The 16,891-nt window shown below is 34.7% G+C and carries 16 protein-coding genes; 10 read left to right on the top strand and 6 right to left on the bottom strand.

Annotation, left to right across the window (positions count from 1 at the left end):
* Positions 1-12 precede the first annotated feature (12 nt).
* The 4 genes from LNP81_RS12820 (at position 13) to LNP81_RS12805 (ending at position 4,006) form a co-directional block, all read left to right on the top strand.
* Complete coding sequence (locus LNP81_RS12820) at positions 13-804, top strand: DUF4261 domain-containing protein (RefSeq protein ID WP_230036369.1); 792 nt, start codon at positions 13-15, stop codon at positions 802-804.
* Positions 805-908: 104 nt separating this feature from the next.
* Positions 909-1,790 (top strand): L,D-transpeptidase, encoded by an 882-nt coding sequence (locus LNP81_RS12815; RefSeq protein ID WP_230036367.1) that lies wholly within the window; start codon positions 909-911, stop codon positions 1,788-1,790.
* 293 nt (positions 1,791-2,083) lie between these two features.
* Positions 2,084-2,674 carry a TetR/AcrR family transcriptional regulator gene (locus LNP81_RS12810; RefSeq protein WP_230036365.1) on the top strand — a complete coding sequence of 197 codons (591 nt, stop codon included), beginning with the start codon at positions 2,084-2,086 and terminating at the stop codon, positions 2,672-2,674.
* Positions 2,675-2,860: 186 nt separating this feature from the next.
* On the top strand, positions 2,861-4,006 hold the full coding sequence (locus tag LNP81_RS12805) for an FAD-dependent oxidoreductase (protein WP_230036363.1): 1,146 nt from the start codon (positions 2,861-2,863) through the stop codon (positions 4,004-4,006).
* A gap of 166 nt (positions 4,007-4,172) precedes the next feature.
* Here the strand turns inward: LNP81_RS12805 and LNP81_RS12800 are convergent, their stop codons facing one another.
* The 5 genes from LNP81_RS12800 to LNP81_RS12780 all read right to left on the bottom strand — a co-directional run bounded on the left by LNP81_RS12800 (position 4,173) and on the right by LNP81_RS12780 (position 9,641).
* Complete coding sequence (locus tag LNP81_RS12800; protein WP_230036361.1) at positions 4,173-4,565, bottom strand: hypothetical protein; 393 nt, start codon at positions 4,563-4,565, stop codon at positions 4,173-4,175.
* 6 nt (positions 4,566-4,571) lie between these two features.
* Positions 4,572-6,044, bottom strand: coding sequence for an IMP dehydrogenase (guaB, locus tag LNP81_RS12795; RefSeq protein WP_065448215.1), 1,473 nt, complete (start codon positions 6,042-6,044; stop codon positions 4,572-4,574).
* Positions 6,045-6,744: 700 nt separating this feature from the next.
* Positions 6,745-8,145 carry a DUF5723 family protein gene (locus LNP81_RS12790; protein WP_230036359.1) on the bottom strand — a complete coding sequence of 467 codons (1,401 nt, stop codon included), beginning with the start codon at positions 8,143-8,145 and terminating at the stop codon, positions 6,745-6,747.
* Positions 8,142-8,693: a hypothetical protein gene (locus LNP81_RS12785; protein WP_230036357.1), complete on the bottom strand. Its 552-nt coding sequence runs from the start codon at positions 8,691-8,693 to the stop codon at positions 8,142-8,144. Before LNP81_RS12785 ends, LNP81_RS12790 begins: the two co-directional genes overlap by 4 nt.
* 81 nt (positions 8,694-8,774) lie before the next feature.
* Positions 8,775-9,641, bottom strand: coding sequence for a hydroxymethylglutaryl-CoA lyase (locus LNP81_RS12780; RefSeq protein WP_230036355.1), 867 nt, complete (start codon positions 9,639-9,641; stop codon positions 8,775-8,777).
* A 261-nt stretch (positions 9,642-9,902) separates the two neighbouring features.
* Here LNP81_RS12780 and LNP81_RS12775 point away from each other — a divergent pair, with 261 nt between their 5' ends.
* Both LNP81_RS12775 and LNP81_RS12770 read left to right on the top strand, forming a co-directional pair.
* Positions 9,903-10,517: a SatD family protein gene (locus LNP81_RS12775; protein ID WP_230036353.1), complete on the top strand. Its 615-nt coding sequence runs from the start codon at positions 9,903-9,905 to the stop codon at positions 10,515-10,517.
* Positions 10,514-11,230 carry a DUF3307 domain-containing protein gene (locus LNP81_RS12770; RefSeq protein ID WP_230036351.1) on the top strand — a complete coding sequence of 239 codons (717 nt, stop codon included), beginning with the start codon at positions 10,514-10,516 and terminating at the stop codon, positions 11,228-11,230. The genes LNP81_RS12775 and LNP81_RS12770 overlap by 4 nt, the downstream gene beginning before the upstream one ends.
* Here LNP81_RS12770 and LNP81_RS12765 read toward each other — a convergent pair.
* The gene (locus LNP81_RS12765) at positions 11,216-12,250 is read right to left on the bottom strand and encodes a quinone-dependent dihydroorotate dehydrogenase (protein ID WP_230036348.1); all 1,035 of its coding nucleotides are present in this window, start codon (positions 12,248-12,250) and stop codon (positions 11,216-11,218) included. The genes LNP81_RS12770 and LNP81_RS12765 overlap by 15 nt on opposite strands.
* Positions 12,251-12,582: 332 nt before the next feature.
* Here LNP81_RS12765 and LNP81_RS12760 point away from each other — a divergent pair, with 332 nt between their 5' ends.
* The 4 genes from LNP81_RS12760 to LNP81_RS12745 all read left to right on the top strand — a co-directional run bounded on the left by LNP81_RS12760 (position 12,583) and on the right by LNP81_RS12745 (position 16,708).
* Positions 12,583-13,176 (top strand): hypothetical protein, encoded by a 594-nt coding sequence (locus LNP81_RS12760; RefSeq protein ID WP_230036346.1) that lies wholly within the window; start codon positions 12,583-12,585, stop codon positions 13,174-13,176.
* A gap of 42 nt (positions 13,177-13,218) precedes the next feature.
* Complete coding sequence (locus tag LNP81_RS12755; RefSeq protein WP_230036344.1) at positions 13,219-14,439, top strand: OprO/OprP family phosphate-selective porin; 1,221 nt, start codon at positions 13,219-13,221, stop codon at positions 14,437-14,439.
* Between the two features lie 132 nt (positions 14,440-14,571).
* Positions 14,572-15,489: a DUF6515 family protein gene (locus LNP81_RS12750; RefSeq protein WP_230036342.1), complete on the top strand. Its 918-nt coding sequence runs from the start codon at positions 14,572-14,574 to the stop codon at positions 15,487-15,489.
* 85 nt (positions 15,490-15,574) lie between these two features.
* Entirely contained in the window at positions 15,575-16,708 is a 1,134-nt protein-coding gene (locus LNP81_RS12745; protein ID WP_230036340.1) for a formylglycine-generating enzyme family protein, read from the top strand.
* Positions 16,709-16,891 lie beyond the last annotated feature (183 nt).

The raw sequence follows: 16,891 nt of genomic DNA, 5'->3' as shown, positions 1-16,891 counted from the left end.
ACAAAATCTCATATGGGACTATTTAATTTCTTCAAAAAAGAAAAAACTAATTTAGAAAAAACCGAAAATAGCATTTTACTTGCTATGCCAATGTTTAACAATAACGAAAGATATGATATCAATGCTGTTATTGAAAATCTAAAAACCTTTTGGAAACTAACAATTACTGATTTTACAGGAGATGATAACTCTGCTGTTTTTAAAATAGAAGGAGAAATGGTTGCATTGGCTTACATGCCTGCACCAATTCCTTGGGAAGACATTCAGGGAACTGCAGAATATGCATATAATTGGGAGACTGCTACCGAAGATTTAGAAAATCATAATGGACATGCAATAGTATCAATTATGTCCTCAAAAAAAAGCCAGAAAGAAAGATTTACAATTTTAAGTAAATTACTGTCTTCTATTTTATTAACATCAAATTCAATAGGAGTTTATCATGGAAGTCAATCATTATTGATTTCTAAATCTCAATATTTAGAAAATATTGACGAAATAAAACAACAAGGCATACCTCTGACTTTATGGATTTACATCGGAATAAGACCTTCTCAACAAGGAAACAGTATTTATACTTATGGCTTAACTGAATTTGCAAAACAAGAGATGGAAGTTATAAATTCAAAACTTACTATTGAAGAGCTTTATGCTTTTGTATCTAATATTGCTGCTTATGTTATAAATAGTAATGTCACTTTCAAAAATGGGGAAACTCTTGGATATACAGAAGATCAAAAAATTAATATAACATCTTCTAAAGGACAATTTGTAGAAGGTCAAACCTTAAAACTAGAAATGTAATTTTTCAATTCATTTTAAATGAAAATCAAACAAACAATTCAAAAAATTGTGTAAGTGCTTTTCGGGATGATTAAAATAACTTTACATAAATAAAAAACCAGTTTATGAAAAAGTTATATTACACATCCAATATCTTACTTGTATTAATCTTAGTCTTATTAGGTTCATGTAAAAAAAGTGAATCAACTGAAACTAAGGAAAAAGCAAAACCTAAAAAAACAATTGAGCATACAAAACCAAAAACTACTTCGTATCATTTTGAAAAAACAAAAGAATGGTTAAAAACAAATGGTTCCGACAGTACTAAACTTCATATTGCATATGCTTTAAACAGAACGGATAAAGCCAACTTTGCACAAATGGATTCAGTAGTACTTCCTGCAGATTTTACAGGCGATATTGTGTATTATCTTCCTTTTCCTCTACATGTAACTGCTTTAGAAGAAGTTTCGAAAGTGATCATTTTCTCTTATCCGGCTCAGGCATTTGCTGCTTACGAAAATGGAGAATTAGTATATACAGGCCCAACCAATATGGGAAGAAAAAAAGATCCTACTCCAACAGGATTATTTTTTACCAATTGGAAAGCCGAAAAAACAACCAGTACGTTTAATGACGAATGGGATTTGAAATGGAATTTTAATATCGAAAATAAATTAGGTGTTGGTTTTCACGAATATGCATTGCCTGGTTACCCTGCATCACATTCTTGTTTACGATTACAAGAAACCGACGCTAAATTCCTTTACAAATTTGCGGATGAATGGATTTTGAAAGACAAGGAAAATGTAAAAGTAAAAGGAACTCCGGTAATTGTTTTTGGAAGTTATCCTTTTGGAGAACCAAAACCATGGTTTGCATTAGTAAAAGATCCAAAATCATTGGATATTTCTGAAGCTGAAATAGAAACTCAGACAAAACCTTTTATCCAAAAGATTTTAGAAAATCAAAAAGTTAGAGAAGCAGAACAAACCGCTACTCCATAAGAATATGTTATCCAAGGAAAAACTGCTATTATAATTTTGACGAATTGTATTTAGCAGTTTTTTTTTGCCACAAAGGAAAGAAGACACAAAGTTCTTTTTAATTTACATATTGAATTTGGCTAAAGCCCTTTTCCTTCTCCAATTCTTACCTCCAGCTAAAGCTGGAGTCTATTCAAAAAGTATAGAAAAACCTTAGTACCTCAGAACCTTAGCACCTTTGAACCTTTTTTTTTTAATTAATAAGCGAACGTTCATTTATTATTAATATCTTTGTACCATAATGAATTAAAATTATGAGAACGAGAGATATAAACAAAGAAGAAATTGTAAAACAAAAAGCGATCGAAATGCTGGTTTCACAAGGTGTAGAAGGTTTTGGAATGAATCGGCTGGCGAAAGAATGCGGAGTTTCTGTGGCGACACTTTATATTTATTATTCGGATAAGGAAGATCTTATCAGAAAAATTGGAATTGAAATTGGTAAAAATTTCTTTGAAAAAATGTTAATCGGATTTTCGCCTGAAATGTCTTTTGTGGATGGTTTACGTCAACAATGGGACAACCGTTCTAAGTTTGCTATCAACTTTTCTTTGCAGACTACTTGTCTTGAACTTCTAAAACATTCTACTTATGGCGATGCTATTTTAGCAGAAATCACAACAGACTTTAAGGAACAAATGTCAAAATTTATCACAAAGGCAATTGAAAATAAAGAACTTCTTCCGATTACTTTCGAGGTTTTTTGGAGCATTGCTTATGGTTCTCTTTATTCTCTTTTAGAACTTCACAGAGAAGGTAAATCAATGTCAGGAAAAGCTTTTGTATTTACTGAGGAAATTAGGAATGAAGCTTTTAATTTGGTTATTAAAGCTTTGACTCCCTGATTAAAAAATCAAATTCAATGGCAATGGCAATGTCAATTCCAATATCAATGTCAATTCCAATATCAAAAATCAATTGTAATTTCAATTTCAAAAATTAATATCAATTGCCATGTTAATCTCAATAACGGTGTAAAATTCAAACTAAAAAAAATCAATTAATACAATATCAATTAAATAAAAAATCAAATGAATACTTCACTTATAAAAAACAAAAAAATCGCCATTATTGGCGGTGGGCCTGTTGGATTGACAACAGCGAGAATTTTACAAATTAATGGTGCCGATGTAACGGTTTATGAAAGAGATCTAAATGCTCAGGCGAGAACTTCGGGCGGAACTCTTGATATACATTCTGATTCAGGACAAAAAGCGATCATAAAAGCAGACTTAATGGAGGAGTTTTATCGTTATGCAAGGCCAACGGGAGAGAAAATGGCGGATATGCACGGGAATATTACTTCGGAAGAAATGCCTACTGAAGAGAATGCTTATTCAAGACCTGAAATCGACAGAAATGATTTGAGAAAAATCATGCTGGAAAATCTACAGGAAAACACTGTAGTTTGGGACAGTCAGTTGACTGAAATTCATAAAATTGATGAACAATATCATTTAGAATTTAAAAACGGTACTAAAACAACTGCTGATTTTGTTATTGTGGCGAATGGCGGAAGATCAAACGCCAGAAAATTTGTAACGGATAAAGAACCGCAACTTTCCGGAACTTATATTATTCAGGGGGAAATTGAAAATCCGGATCGCGATTATCCTGAATTCAAACCTAAATACGGTGACGGAAATGTGATGGCAATGGGAGAGAAAAAAATGTTTTACACCCACACTTTACGCGATGGTTCTATACATTTTGGCGTTTCTTTTAAAGCAGATGAAAATTGGGTTTTAAATAACGGAATTGACTTTGAAGACAATGCTTCTGTAATTGCTTTTCTGAATAAAAAATTCGAGAACTGGAATGAAGATTATAAAAAATTCTTTAACGCTTCTACAGATTTTTGGGGATTGCCATTACGTTTGTTCTCCTTAGAAGAATCCTGGAAAAAACATTCAAATATTACACTTGTAGGTGATGCGGCACACTTGATGCCACCATTTGCTGGCGAAGGTGTAAATATGGGTTTAATGGATGCGTATCAACTAACTGAAAATTTGACTAACGGAGAATTCTCATCTCTTCAGGATGCAATTGATGATTATGAGCAAAAAATGTTTGGTTATGCTCTCGAAGCGCAACGCACCACCTATCAAATGGAGGAATTATTACATTCTGATGTTACGACTGAGAAAATATTGAATAGCCGCGGTGGGGTATAATGTTTTTTTTACCATATAAGTGATGTAAGTTCATTTAATCTGAAAGTCGATAATTTGTGCGTGATTTTGTGATATGACAAGATTGCACCAAATCTATTAAGTAAAAAAACAAAAAAGGCATAAGAAACTAAATCTTATGCCTTTTGTTTTATAACTCTTTATCGTTTTAACAAATAACTATTTCAATTTCATCTAACTGAATTTGCTTTCTCTTTATTCCGTATAGTTTTTTTAATAAATTTAAAATACTAAAAGGATTAGAACCAATCATTGAATAAAACACTGTCAAGTCTTCATAATTATGAACCGAAATTTTATATTTTGATTTTTCAGTAACCTGAAAACTAAAAAATTTCACTCCTCTTTTTCCATTTTTATAATCCCTTACTTTTAAGCTTTTTTCTCTTAAAAGTATTGATTCATTCGTTTTTAAATCCAGAATTTCGATAAAAAAATCATCGTTTGCCTGAACATCAAAACCACCTAGTACAAAAATGTCATAAAAACCATAATACAAATCAACTTCAAGAATGTCTTTTAACTTGAACTGTAAATTCATACTTTATTATCTTGAATAATTCGGAGCTTCTTTTGTAATAGTAACGTTATGTGGATGACTTTCTGTAATTCCGCTTGAAGTGATTCTAACAAAACGTCCAGTTTCCTGTAATGTAGGAATATCTTTTGAACCACAGTATCCCATTCCTGCACGAAGACCTCCAACAAACTGAAGCATACTTTCGTTTAATTCTCCTTTATAAGGAACTCTACCAACAATTCCTTCAGGAACTAATTTCTTAACATCGTCTTCAACATCTTGGAAATAACGGTCTTTAGAACCGGTTTGCATCGCTTCAACAGAACCCATTCCGCGGTACGATTTGAATTTTCTTCCTTCGAAGATAATTGTTTCTCCCGGAGATTCTTTTGTTCCTGCTAATAAAGATCCTAACATTACACAGTCGGCACCGGCAGCGATTGCTTTAGGGATATCACCTGTATAACGAATTCCACCATCAGCAATAACCGGAACTCCGGTTCCTTTGATAGCCGCAGCTACTTCAAGTACTGCCGAGAATTGAGGAAAACCAACACCTGCAACGATACGTGTTGTACAGATAGAACCAGGTCCGATTCCTACTTTTACTCCGTCTGCTCCGTTTGCTACTAAATATTTAGCTGCTTCAGGAGTTGCAATGTTCCCTACAATTACGTCGATATTTGGGAATTTTGATTTTATTTCTTTCAATGTATTTACTACACCTTCAGTATGTCCGTGAGCGGTATCAATAATGATAGCATCTACTCCGGCAGCAACTAAAGCTTCTGCTCTTTGAACAGCATCACCAGTAACACCTATGGCAGCAGCAACTCTTAAACGACCAAAAACATCTTTGTTAGCGATTGGTTTTTGAGTCAGTTTTGTAATATCTCTAAAAGTAATTAAACCAACTAGTTCATAGTTAGCATTTACTACTGGTAATTTTTCGATTTTATGTCCTTGTAAAACTACTTCGGCTTGTTCTAGTGAAGTTCCTTCGGCTACAGTAACTAAGTTGGTACTGGTCATTACCTCAGCGATTGGTCTTGCTCCGTTTTTTTCGAAACGTAAATCACGATTGGTAACGATTCCTTTAAGGATTTTGTTTTCGTCAACGATTGGGATTCCGCCAATTCCGTATTCTTTCATGGCATTTTTTGCATCTGCAATGGTAGAATTTGTTGGCAAAGTTACCGGATCGATAATCATTCCTGATTCAGCACGTTTTACTCTTCTAACTTTCGCAGCTTGTTGCTCGATTGTCATGTTTTTATGCAAAACACCTATTCCGCCCTCTTGTGCCATAGCGATTGCCATAGAACTTTCGGTAACAGTATCCATAGCAGCTGATACTATTGGAACGTTTAGTGTTATATTTCGTGAAAATTTTGATTTGATACTCACTTCGCGAGGAAGCACATTCGAGTAGTTAGGTACTAATAATACATCGTCGTAAGTTAAACCTTCGCCGATAATCTTGGAGTTGTGTGCTATCATGTTGCAATTTCTAGTTGAATTGCGTGCAAATATAGTGAATAAATTGGAAACTTGATTACTAACTTATTCATAAATTTAACTTTACACGAAAGGTCTTACAAAACATGAGAGTCTTAGCCCTGATGGAAATGGAAAGCCACGAGGAGCGAAATAACATTTTTTTCTGGTCTTAAAAAGCGACCAGCGGAAGCTCTTTTAAGGCCTTGAAAAAAAGTTGTTTCGTCCGAGTGCTTGTAATGGACAGCAGGAATAGCTTCTAAAAACATTCACCATATTAGTTATATAAGAAATTATAAGATTTAAGGTTCTCTCCAAAGCCCAATATCATTAAGTTAAAATGTTTTAGATTGTGTTCCATCGGAACACCTCATCGGTAGAAAAAAAATGAATCGTGAGAAACATCGTCCCATTGGGACGTTTGAGAAATTGTATATGTAATCTTTTTTTGTTTTACCAATTATTATTTATAAAATCAAACGTTCCTACGGAACGTAAAAAAACGTCTTATTTATTGGGCTACCAATGAAATGTTCCGATGGAACAAAACAGGTGATAAGATATATTGTACTTAACAATTGTTCTATTTGATTTTTCTTTAACTTAATGATATTACGCGAAGCCTCGAGACGCTCGAACTGAAAATTGACTTCTTTCGACAGCACTATATAAATGAACTCATATAACTTATATGGTAAAAAAATCAGTCTTCGGGATTCTGGAAAACAAAATTAAATCCGAATTGAAATGCAATACTATTGGCCTTCGAGACATCTTTATATTCCAGAACATTATCGACGAGAAGATACATATTGAGTTTTCCTAACGTTCCCGAAAGTCCTAAACCAATGTTTTTATTGGAGTAAGGATCGAATGTATAAGTGGCTTTAAAATCTAGTTTCTCAAAAATATTGCGTTTATAAAAAGCGGTTAGTGCTACAAAAGGTTCGACTGGCATTGACATGATAAACAATTGCCCTCCGACTGCATTGGCATAACTTGTGGTTACTTTTCCTTTGCAATTACAATCGGCATTAGAGCGCGATTCGCCAAATGAATATTGAATTGAAGAGTAAAATTTAGTTGGTCGCCAAGTGGTGTACTTACTATAAAGCGTGTCTCTTGGTATGGCTTTATCGAATTCGTCAAAGATATCTTCGGGTTTGTTTACAGGATCAAAGCTAGGGTTTGCTCCCTTATAATTGTACGTTCCTTTGTAGGTTAACGTTTCGATATCTTTAGTATGATTTATAAAACCAAGATCGACAATACTTGCCGTGAACTGAAGATTATCTTTGAAATAATAGGTCAATCCGGCATCGATACCAAATCCTAAACTACCGTTAAAGAAGGTATTATGCGCAATATCTTTTGGAATACTTCCTTCGTATTCATCTTTTGTAAAAGTGGCAATACCAGAAGTCTTGAGTTCTAAATTTGAGGCTATTATCTGTTCGTACATATTTGGTGTTCCTGTACTTTGACCTGTATAAATAAATCCGGAATTTTTAGTTGAAGTTGCATTGGCACCACTGGAATACAATTTTGCACGGCCTCCTAAAACCAGTTTCTCATTTAGCTTTTTGTGAAAACCTACATGAAATACAGAAAGTACTTCGGCACGTACATTTAAGTCGGCCAGATTGAATGCTTTGCCAATATGATCCCGATTTCCGTCTAAGGCTAATACAGCAAGATCTTTAGGAACGTACATTAAGAAATCGAATTCCTGATAGGCGCCAAACGAAATGTAAGACTGACTATCTCTTCCTCCTACTCTAAATCCTCCAGAAAATATTTCGAGTTGCTGATTGACATGGGTTTTATCTTTACTGGAAGAATTATTGATGACGTTTCGAACTTTATCATTAAAATCGACTCCGTTATTGGCAAATAAATCATAGGCAGAGAAACTACTGGAACCTAAATTGGCCGAAACACCGGACAAAACCGGAATACCAAAATAGAATTTATACGAAACATCGGCTCCGGGATTTACGAGTGATGATTGCGGAATGGAGGTAAAATTGTACAACACTTCTTTGTTTTGGGCAAAACCGGAAAGTTGAAACGCGACGATTAAAATCAGGCATAATTTTCTCATTCTATTACCATATAAACGGTTGCACCAGATTTAAATTTTAAACTGCCTGTGCTATTTTGATCTAATGGAGGTCCGGGTGCCATTGTTACGAGGAAACCTAATTTAGTAGTTCTTTTAAGGAGATCTAATCTCGGGCCTTCAAATACTTCTGTTGGGAATTTAATGATATTTGAGGTTCCTGAAAATGCCGGAACGTTATATGAATCTGTTTCAAGCACCTGATTATTAGCATCCAGAAGTATAAGATCAACTCTAAAAGCTCTAATTATAGTATTTTCAATTTCAAAATTGAGTTCTGTTTTTACCAGATTATCCCTGAAGAATTTTTCTTTAAAAGCATCAAATTCAGCTACATCAGGATAAACAGCTAAACTCCCGTCATTTATAAGTTGGGTTGCAGGAACATTAAAATAAGCCAGATTGGCCACAAAAACAGGTTGTAATTTCAGGTCTTTGGTCTGATCGAAATCAAGATCGCTTGAGCATGAAAGAAACAAGGATGATAAAAATAATATCTTAGAGATGCTCTTTACAAAAGTTGCTTTCATGGGTAGGTTATGTTTCTAAATAACACACAACGTTATTCTGTTATTACTTATTATCTGCTATAAGTAAATATAGTAAATTTCTTAATGAAATTTACCAAATAATTTCGAAGCTTCGTTATAAGCACTTTCAAAGCTTAAAGAGTTTAAACCGGTAGATTTTTTATTGGATGTAAAATAAGAAATCAGTTTTTCTGTAGGCATATTTCCTGTCAGTTTATCTGTTGCCATTGGGCATCCGCCAAATCCTTGAATAGCACCATCAAAACGGGTACAGCCTGCTTTTGATGCTGCATCTATTTTTTCGAACCAACTATTGGGAGTAGTGTGCAAATGTGCCCCAAATTCTATTTGAGGATATTTAGGAATTAAGTTTGAAAAAAGATGCGTAATTACTTCGGGCGTAGAACTGCCAACGGTGTCCGAAAGTGATAAGATCTTCACGCCCATTCCTGCAAGCTTTTCTGTCCATTCGCCAACGATTTCAACATTCCACGGATCTCCGTAAGGATTCCCGAAACCCATTGAAAGATAGGTTACTACTTCTTTGTTTTTTTTATCGGCAATTTCAAGAATTTCTTCTAGTGTTACTAAAGATTCAGCAATGGTTTTATGGGTATTTCGCATCTGAAAATTCTCGGATATCGAAAAAGGAAATCCTAAATATTGAATTGGTTCATGTTCTGCCGCCGCTGCAGCACCTTGCGTATTGGCAATTATAGCCAGCAATTTGCTTGTAGTTTGCGATAAATCAAGTTGTGCCAAAACCTCAGCAGTATCCTGCATTTGCGGAATCGCTTTTGGAGATACAAAACTCCCAAAATCTATCGTATCAAATCCTACCCTAAGCAAAGCTTGTATATAAGAAACCTTGTTTTTAGTGGGTATAAAAGTTTTGATGCCTTGCATAGCATCACGTGGACATTCGATAATCTTGATTTCTTTATTCAAAGCTTATTCTTTAGTGAAGGCTAAGTTAGTTTCTTTTTTAAATAAATAAAAGCTAAACTTAGCTTTGTGTTTTTTTTACCACATAAGTTATATAAGTTCATTTAAATATACTAGATGTATTTAAATCATATAAGCTGTTTATTTTTTAAATTATTACTTAAATATGTAATTATTAAAAATATTACCAAAAAATGTAATATTTAATATTATTACGTATATTTGTAATATATAACTTAATTTATTTTTAATTATATTTGAATTATGACAAGCGTAATTACCGGAGATATTATTGGCTCAAGACAACAAACATCTAAACATTGGGTAGAAGATTTGAAAAAAATCCTGTCTCCGTTTGGAGAAACGCCAAGTCAGTGGGAAGTTTACAGAGGCGATGAATTTCAGATCGAAATCAAAAATCCCGAAGAAGCGTTAAGGTCTGCAATTTTAATAAAGTCGCATTTACGAGCTATAAAATTAGATGCCCGAATGAGTATAGGTTTTGGTGATAAAACGCATGAAGCAGAGAAAATATCCGAAAGTAATGGTGGTGCTTTTATTCATTCAGGAGAACTTTTTGAAACTTTAAAAAAACAAAAGGTAACTTTAGCCATGAGAACCGGTGATGCCGTTTTTGATGAAAAGCTAAATTTGATGCTTCAGCTGGCTTTGACCTTTATGGACAACTGGCTGGCACAACAGGCTGAATTTTTAGTAGCTGCAATTGAAAACCCTACGTTGTCGCAAGAAGAATTAGGGCAAAAATTAGGCATCAATCAAGCTGCGGTGAGCCGTAGACAAAAGCGTGCACAATTTGATTTGGTACTGCAATTAGATCGTTATTTTAGAACCCAAATAAAACAACTTATAACGCCATGATTTTATTTATAAAACTACTTTTAGCACATTTATTAGGCGATTTTATATGGCAGCCAAACTCATGGGTAGCGGACAAAGAAGCTAAAAAACATAAAAGTATTTATTTATATCTTCATATTCTCTTACACGGAATCCTGGCTGCAATTTTGGTTGGGGAAATTCAGTTTATACCATATGCTGTTTTAATTGCCGTTACGCATGGCATTATCGATTTGATCAAACTCAATTTTCAGAAGAAAAAAACAAAACGTACCTGGTTTGTCCTGGACCAAATTGCGCATGTTTTAATTTTAATTGGAGTTGTATTACTTTACAAAGGCGAACCAATACAGTTTCAATGGTTCAATAATCAGTTTTGGATTTTAATCACCGGTGTTTTATTGATTACCAAACCTACTTCTATTTTTATTAAAACCATTATTTCGATCTGGACGCCGGAAAGCCAGAATAGTCACAAAGATAATTCGCTTGCTACGGCAGGAAATTATATTGGAATACTGGAAAGACTATTTGTGTTCTGTTTCATCTTAACAGGGCATTTTGAAGCGATTGGATTTTTATTGGCTGCTAAATCTATTTTTAGATTTGGAGATCTAAAAGAGGCTAAAGACAGAAAACTCACCGAGTACGTTATGATTGGTACTTTGATGAGTTTTGGAATTTCTATTATTACAGGATTAATTGTTCAGGCGCTGCTTTTACAATTGCTCTAGAACTTTTTTATTAATCGCTTTTACCAAAGCCGGACCTTCATAAATAAATCCGGTATACAATTGTACCAGACTTGCTCCGGCATTTAGTTTTTCGATGGCATCATCTGCAGAATGTATTCCTCCTACTCCAATAATTGGGAATGCTTTATTGCTTTTTTCAGATAGAAAACGAATTACTTCTGTAGAACGTTTGGTTAATGGTTTTCCAGACAATCCTCCCATTTCCGCTTGATTTTCAGATTGTAAACCTTCTCTTGAAATTGTAGTGTTTGTTGCTATTACACCCGCAATTTGAGTGGTTTTTACAATATCAATAATATCTAATAATTGCTCGTCTGTAAGATCCGGGGCAATTTTTAAAAGTATTGGCTTTATTTTTTGAGTGCTTGTTTTTTGCTTTTCTCCATTACTGTTTTGCAGCGTTTGCAACAAAGCTGTTAAAGGTTCTTTGTCTTGTAAGGCTCTTAGGTTTGGAGTGTTTGGAGAACTCACATTTACAACAAAATAATCAACATGATCAAACAGTGCATCAAAACAAATGATATAATCGTCTACGGCATTTTCGTTTGGAGTAACTTTATTTTTACCAATGTTTCCGCCAATCAAAACTCCAGTATTCTTTTTCAAACGTTCTACGGCTTCAAGAACTCCTCCGTTATTAAAACCCATTCGGTTAATAATTGCCTGATCAGCTTTTAGTCTGAACAAACGTTTCTTAGGATTTCCTTCCTGACCTACCGGCGTTACGGTTCCTATTTCGATAAAACCAAAACCAAAATCAGATAATTCCTTGTATAGCTTGGCGTCTTTGTCGAATCCTGCCGCAAGTCCTACCGGATTTTTGAATTTAATTCCAAAAACTTCACGCTCTAAACGGGTATCTTTTACTTCGTATATTGATTTTATAATTGATGAAACTCCCGGGATTTTCGAAATGAATTTAACAAATGAAAAAGTAAAATAATGTACTTCTTCTGGATCAAAACAAAAAAGTATCGGACGAATTATCAATTTATACATAAGAGTGTTGTGTGTTTTTTTCGATTGCAAATTTAATTATAATACTTGAAAATGACTTCTTTTTTACAGAAACAAATTAGTATGTGTTTTTAACTCATTTTTCAGATTAATTAAACCCTCAAATTCCAGATAATAAAATCATAAAAGGCTTTCATTTTTATCTTTTAAAAGCTATCCCAACTTAAAAAGGAAATGGTAATAAGTCAAAAATTCATCTTTTAATGTTGCAAATTATAAAATGAAACATCTTAAAGTCTTTAAGTCAGGTTACCAGACTTTTTATTCTTTAATTTTAAACTTCTAAACTAAAGTCGGATTTAATAAACACCAAAATGCTATACGGAATTAGTAGTTATTTTAAAAAATCTTTTCTTTTTGCACTTCTCTTTAGTCTGGTTAGCATTCTTACTAATAAATCTGTAGCTCAGGAAAGTGAGGAAAAAGATTTTTTTAAACCCCATCATCAAATTGCGATTTCAATTAATCATGTTCATGTTTTTGAGGGAAGAGATGACGAAGGAAATCGTGAGGTTTTAAGCCTTCCGGCATGGGGAGTTGATTATACTTTTCAGTTTCATAAAAACTGGGCTATAGGTCTTCATACCGATTTTGTAATTGAAAAATTTAAAGTCGAAAAAGTGTATGCAAACGATGACGATAAGGAAACCGTAGAAAGAAGTTATCCTATTGCACCGGCGCTTATGGGAATCTACAAACCAAGCGAATCCTGGAGCTTTCTTTTAGGATTTGGAGGTGAATTTGCCAAAGAAGAAAACTATTTTCTGACCCGCGTTGGTGCAGAATACGGTTATGAACTTCCAAAAAACTGGGAAATCTTTGGAACATTCAGTTATGATCTTAAATGGAATGCTTATGACAGCTGGGGAATTGGTTTAGGAATTGCAAAAAACTTTGGAGGTAAATAAGTAATAATAATCAGTATCAAATTATGTAACCTAATCAGGCCTATGTACCATTCAAATAAAATAATACATCTACAAAAAGGCTTACTTTCTATTCTATTATTTTTTTTAAGTATCTCTGTTGAGGCACAGTTAGAAAAAGACACAACCAAGATTATTACTTTTAGACATGGAGACAAAGGAATCGAATTGCGTACCAAAGACAATAAATTTCTTTTTCAGTTACAAAGCCGTTTACAATTTCGATTTTCTACTCCAAACGATCAGGATCCACTGACTTATGATGATTATAGTCAGGACAAACAAACGACTTTTAAAATTAATCGTGCCCGATTAAAAGTAGGCGGACATGCTTTTGAACCGTGGTTAAAATATTATTGGGAATATGAACTGAGCCAGTCTAATTTACTGGATTTTAGAATCATGATCGAAAAATGGAAATGGATGAGTTTTAAAGTTGGTCAATGGAAAGTTGAATATACCCGTGAACGATTTATAAGTAGTGGCGAACAGCAAACTGTAGATCGCTCTTTTATCAATCGGGATTTTACTGTAGACAGACAAATGGGAGTTGAAGTATACGGACATTTAAAAGGACGCGGCATTGCTGATTTTAATTACTGGGCGGCGGCGCTAACAGGAACAGGACGCGGAAATACTGCTAATGACGATAATAATCTTATGTATTTTGGTCGCGCACAATGGAATTTTCTGGGAAGATTTTTGGATTTTGAAGGCAGTGATTTAGAATTTCATGAAAAACCAACCCCAATTATTGCCTTTTCAGCAATAACAAACCGGAGCCCTTATACGCGATTTTCACAATCCGGAGGAGGTTCTTTAGATGGTTACGAAAACGGGCTTCCAGGCCAATATCGTGTCAATCAATGGAATCTTGAAACTGCATTTATGTACCGTGGTTTTTCCTGGCAAAGCGAATGGCATACCAAAAAAATCATAGACAAATTAAACAATGATGATACAACGACATTAAAAGGATATTATGTGCAGGCAGGATATTTTTTTCATAATGTTTTTGCTTGGTGGCCGCAACACTTAGAAATGGCAGGAAGGCACGCTGCCTACAGACCTGACAATTCGATGAGACAAAACTTACAGGACGAAACGACAATCGCTTTTAATTGGTTTTTTAAAGGACACAAAAATAAACTTACATCTGAGGTTAGCTATTTTAGTTTTCAGGATAAAAGCCTGCCTCTTGAACAAGGATGGCGCTTTAGAATTCAATGGGATATATCATTATAAATTATAATTAAACAGCAGTTTTCATAGCCTCATAAAAGGCAGTAAATCATAATATTGCTTAAAAATTTTTATCCTAATTTTCGTATAGCGATTATTTTTTTTAATAACTTTAACTAATATAAAACACTGAAAATGAAAAACATAAAAAATTCACTTGGAAATACAGCAGCTCTATGCTTAGTGGGATTCTTTTTTTTGATTTCAATTGATAGTATCGCACAACGTCATGGCGGAGGAGGAGCGCACAGAGGTGGCGGAGCAGCTCACACAAGACCTGCAACGCAATCCAGGCCTGCCGTAAACCGACCTGCCAGAACAAACAGACCGGGAGCAAACGGCTCAGGAACTAAAGTTACCAGACCTGCTAACTCAAATTCTAAAATTGGCGGCAATACTGTTACTAATAATAGAAACAGAAATACCAATATTAGCGGTAACACTGTAAACAGAAACAGAAATAATGTAAACATCAATGTCAACAACAGTGTACATGTTCGCAACAATCGCAACACAGTAGTTAGACCTGGTGTACGACCTTATGCTCGTCCGCCGTACGTATATGGTGGTTATCGATATCGTGCTTATCATCCGTATTATTTTCATCCTTACACCCCTTTTTATTGGGGTCCGGTTTGGCATCCGTGGGGATTTTTTGCAGCAACTTTGGCCGTTACAGCAATTGTTGTAAGTGTCGAAAGCACTCAATATCATTATGACCAAGGTGTTTGGTATACTCCAACCAGCGGAGGTTATACCGCTGTTCCCGCGCCTGTAGGAGGAACTGTAAATAATATACCAAGTGGAGCCGAAACAGTCAATACCGGAACCGTCAATAATTACTATTATGGCGGAACATATTATGAAAAAGATGGAAGCAGTTATAAGGTAGTTCCTCCAACAGCAGGAACCGTTGTCGATAATTTACCTGAAGGAGGTGAAGAAGTCACTATAGGAGATGTAAAATATGTAAAATTTGGCGAAACTTATTATCAACCCGTTCAGGTTGACGGTAAAAATAAATATGAAGTTGTTGATGTTGAAAAAGAATAATAATTAATTCCATAGGATAACTATGGTTTAGGTTATTTTTTTAACTTTATCCCCTATTACACTGACCACCGCAAAATCAATCATAATGAAAAACAAAACCTATTGGATTTTAGCAATTCTTACCATCTCAATCATTTCAATTGCTTATGGCTACACTAAAATTATTGTTCCAAAACAAAAATTGGCTGCAATGGATTGTGCAGAAACTCCAAATACTTCTGATGCATCTTTATTCAAACCCACAATCGAAAATAAAAACAAACCTCCTTTAAATAAAGCTCCCAAAGGTATGGTCTGGATTCCAGGAGGAGAATTCTCTATGGGCAGCAATGTCGAAGATGAAAGCTTATGCAGCATAAAAGGCGTTACAAAAGATGCAGCCCCCATACATCAGGTATATGTAGACGGTTTTTATATGGATCAAACCGAAGTGACCAACGATCAATTTGAAGCTTTTGTAAAAGCTACAGGCTATGTAACTTTAGCCGAGATAAAACCCACTCACGAAGAATACCCTGATGCGCCGCTGGAAAATTTAGTGGCCGGATCTGCCGTTTTTACTCCTACTTCTGCTAAGGTAAATTTGGGTAATTATATGCAATGGTGGTCTTATGTTCAGGGAGCAGACTGGAGACATCCTGAAGGTGCCGGAAGTTCTATAAAAGGGAGAGGCAACTATCCTGTGGTTCAAATTTCGTACGATGATGCAGCCGCTTATGCAAAATGGGCCGGTAAAAGATTACCAACAGAAGCCGAATGGGAATTTGCTGCACGCGGAGGAAAATCAGGACAACTATATTCTTGGGGAAATACATTAAAACCTAAAGGAAAATTTCAGGCTAATATATACCAAGGACAGTTTCCTATAGAAAAGGGCGACACGGGCGAAGATGGCTATATTGGCATCGCTCCTACTGCTCAATTTGAACCAAATCCGTATGGCCTTTATGACATTGGAGGAAATGTATGGGAATGGACGAATGACTGGTATACCGCAGATTATTATGATGTTCTAAAACAAAGTGGTAAAGTAGCCAAAAATCCTCAAGGGCCAGAATCATCATACGATCCGGGAGAACCAAATTTACCTAAAAAAGTTCAGCGTGGAGGATCATTTTTATGTACCGATCAATATTGTACCCGTTATATGGTGGGAACAAGAGGAAAAGGTGATTATAAATCACCGGCAAACCATATTGGTTTTAGATGTGTGCAATAATTTTTTTTTCACCACGACCCGAACGAAGGGAACAGGCGAAGCAATTTCACGATTTTTCACGAATTAATTTAAATATAAATCCGATTTTACGAATTAAGATTCGTGAAATTGGATTTTTAAGTTTTAAACAAACGGTTAAAATTAGTGCTAATTCGTGAAATTCGTGTCAAACATTTTTCAACT

The organism is Flavobacterium piscisymbiosum (assembly GCF_020905295.1).
GTDB lineage: Bacteria > Bacteroidota > Bacteroidia > Flavobacteriales > Flavobacteriaceae > Flavobacterium > Flavobacterium piscisymbiosum.
The sequence above is the reverse complement of the archived record's forward strand: the minus strand, read 5'-3'. Positions and strand labels throughout refer to the sequence as shown.

What these genes read in the sequence shown, in the direction of transcription:
- LNP81_RS12820 (WP_230036369.1), top strand. Translation starts at nt 13, where the DNA reads ATGGGACTATTTAATTTCTTCAAAAAAGAAAAAACTAATTTAGAAAAA.
- LNP81_RS12750 (WP_230036342.1), top strand. Translation starts at nt 14,572, where the DNA reads ATGAAAAACATAAAAAATTCACTTGGAAATACAGCAGCTCTATGCTTA.
- LNP81_RS12805 (WP_230036363.1), top strand. Translation starts at nt 2,861, where the DNA reads ATGAATACTTCACTTATAAAAAACAAAAAAATCGCCATTATTGGCGGT.
- LNP81_RS12815 (WP_230036367.1), top strand. Translation starts at nt 909, where the DNA reads ATGAAAAAGTTATATTACACATCCAATATCTTACTTGTATTAATCTTA.
- LNP81_RS12745 (WP_230036340.1), top strand. Translation starts at nt 15,575, where the DNA reads ATGAAAAACAAAACCTATTGGATTTTAGCAATTCTTACCATCTCAATC.
- LNP81_RS12755 (WP_230036344.1), top strand. Translation starts at nt 13,219, where the DNA reads ATGTACCATTCAAATAAAATAATACATCTACAAAAAGGCTTACTTTCT.
- LNP81_RS12775 (WP_230036353.1), top strand. Translation starts at nt 9,903, where the DNA reads ATGACAAGCGTAATTACCGGAGATATTATTGGCTCAAGACAACAAACA.
- LNP81_RS12790 (WP_230036359.1), bottom strand. Translation starts at nt 8,145, where the DNA reads ATGAGAAAATTATGCCTGATTTTAATCGTCGCGTTTCAACTTTCCGGT.
- LNP81_RS12770 (WP_230036351.1), top strand. Translation starts at nt 10,514, where the DNA reads ATGATTTTATTTATAAAACTACTTTTAGCACATTTATTAGGCGATTTT.
- LNP81_RS12800 (WP_230036361.1), bottom strand. Translation starts at nt 4,565, where the DNA reads ATGAATTTACAGTTCAAGTTAAAAGACATTCTTGAAGTTGATTTGTAT.
- guaB (WP_065448215.1), bottom strand. Translation starts at nt 6,044, where the DNA reads ATGATAGCACACAACTCCAAGATTATCGGCGAAGGTTTAACTTACGAC.
- LNP81_RS12760 (WP_230036346.1), top strand. Translation starts at nt 12,583, where the DNA reads ATGCTATACGGAATTAGTAGTTATTTTAAAAAATCTTTTCTTTTTGCA.
- LNP81_RS12765 (WP_230036348.1), bottom strand. Translation starts at nt 12,250, where the DNA reads ATGTATAAATTGATAATTCGTCCGATACTTTTTTGTTTTGATCCAGAA.
- LNP81_RS12785 (WP_230036357.1), bottom strand. Translation starts at nt 8,693, where the DNA reads ATGAAAGCAACTTTTGTAAAGAGCATCTCTAAGATATTATTTTTATCA.
- LNP81_RS12810 (WP_230036365.1), top strand. Translation starts at nt 2,084, where the DNA reads ATGAGAACGAGAGATATAAACAAAGAAGAAATTGTAAAACAAAAAGCG.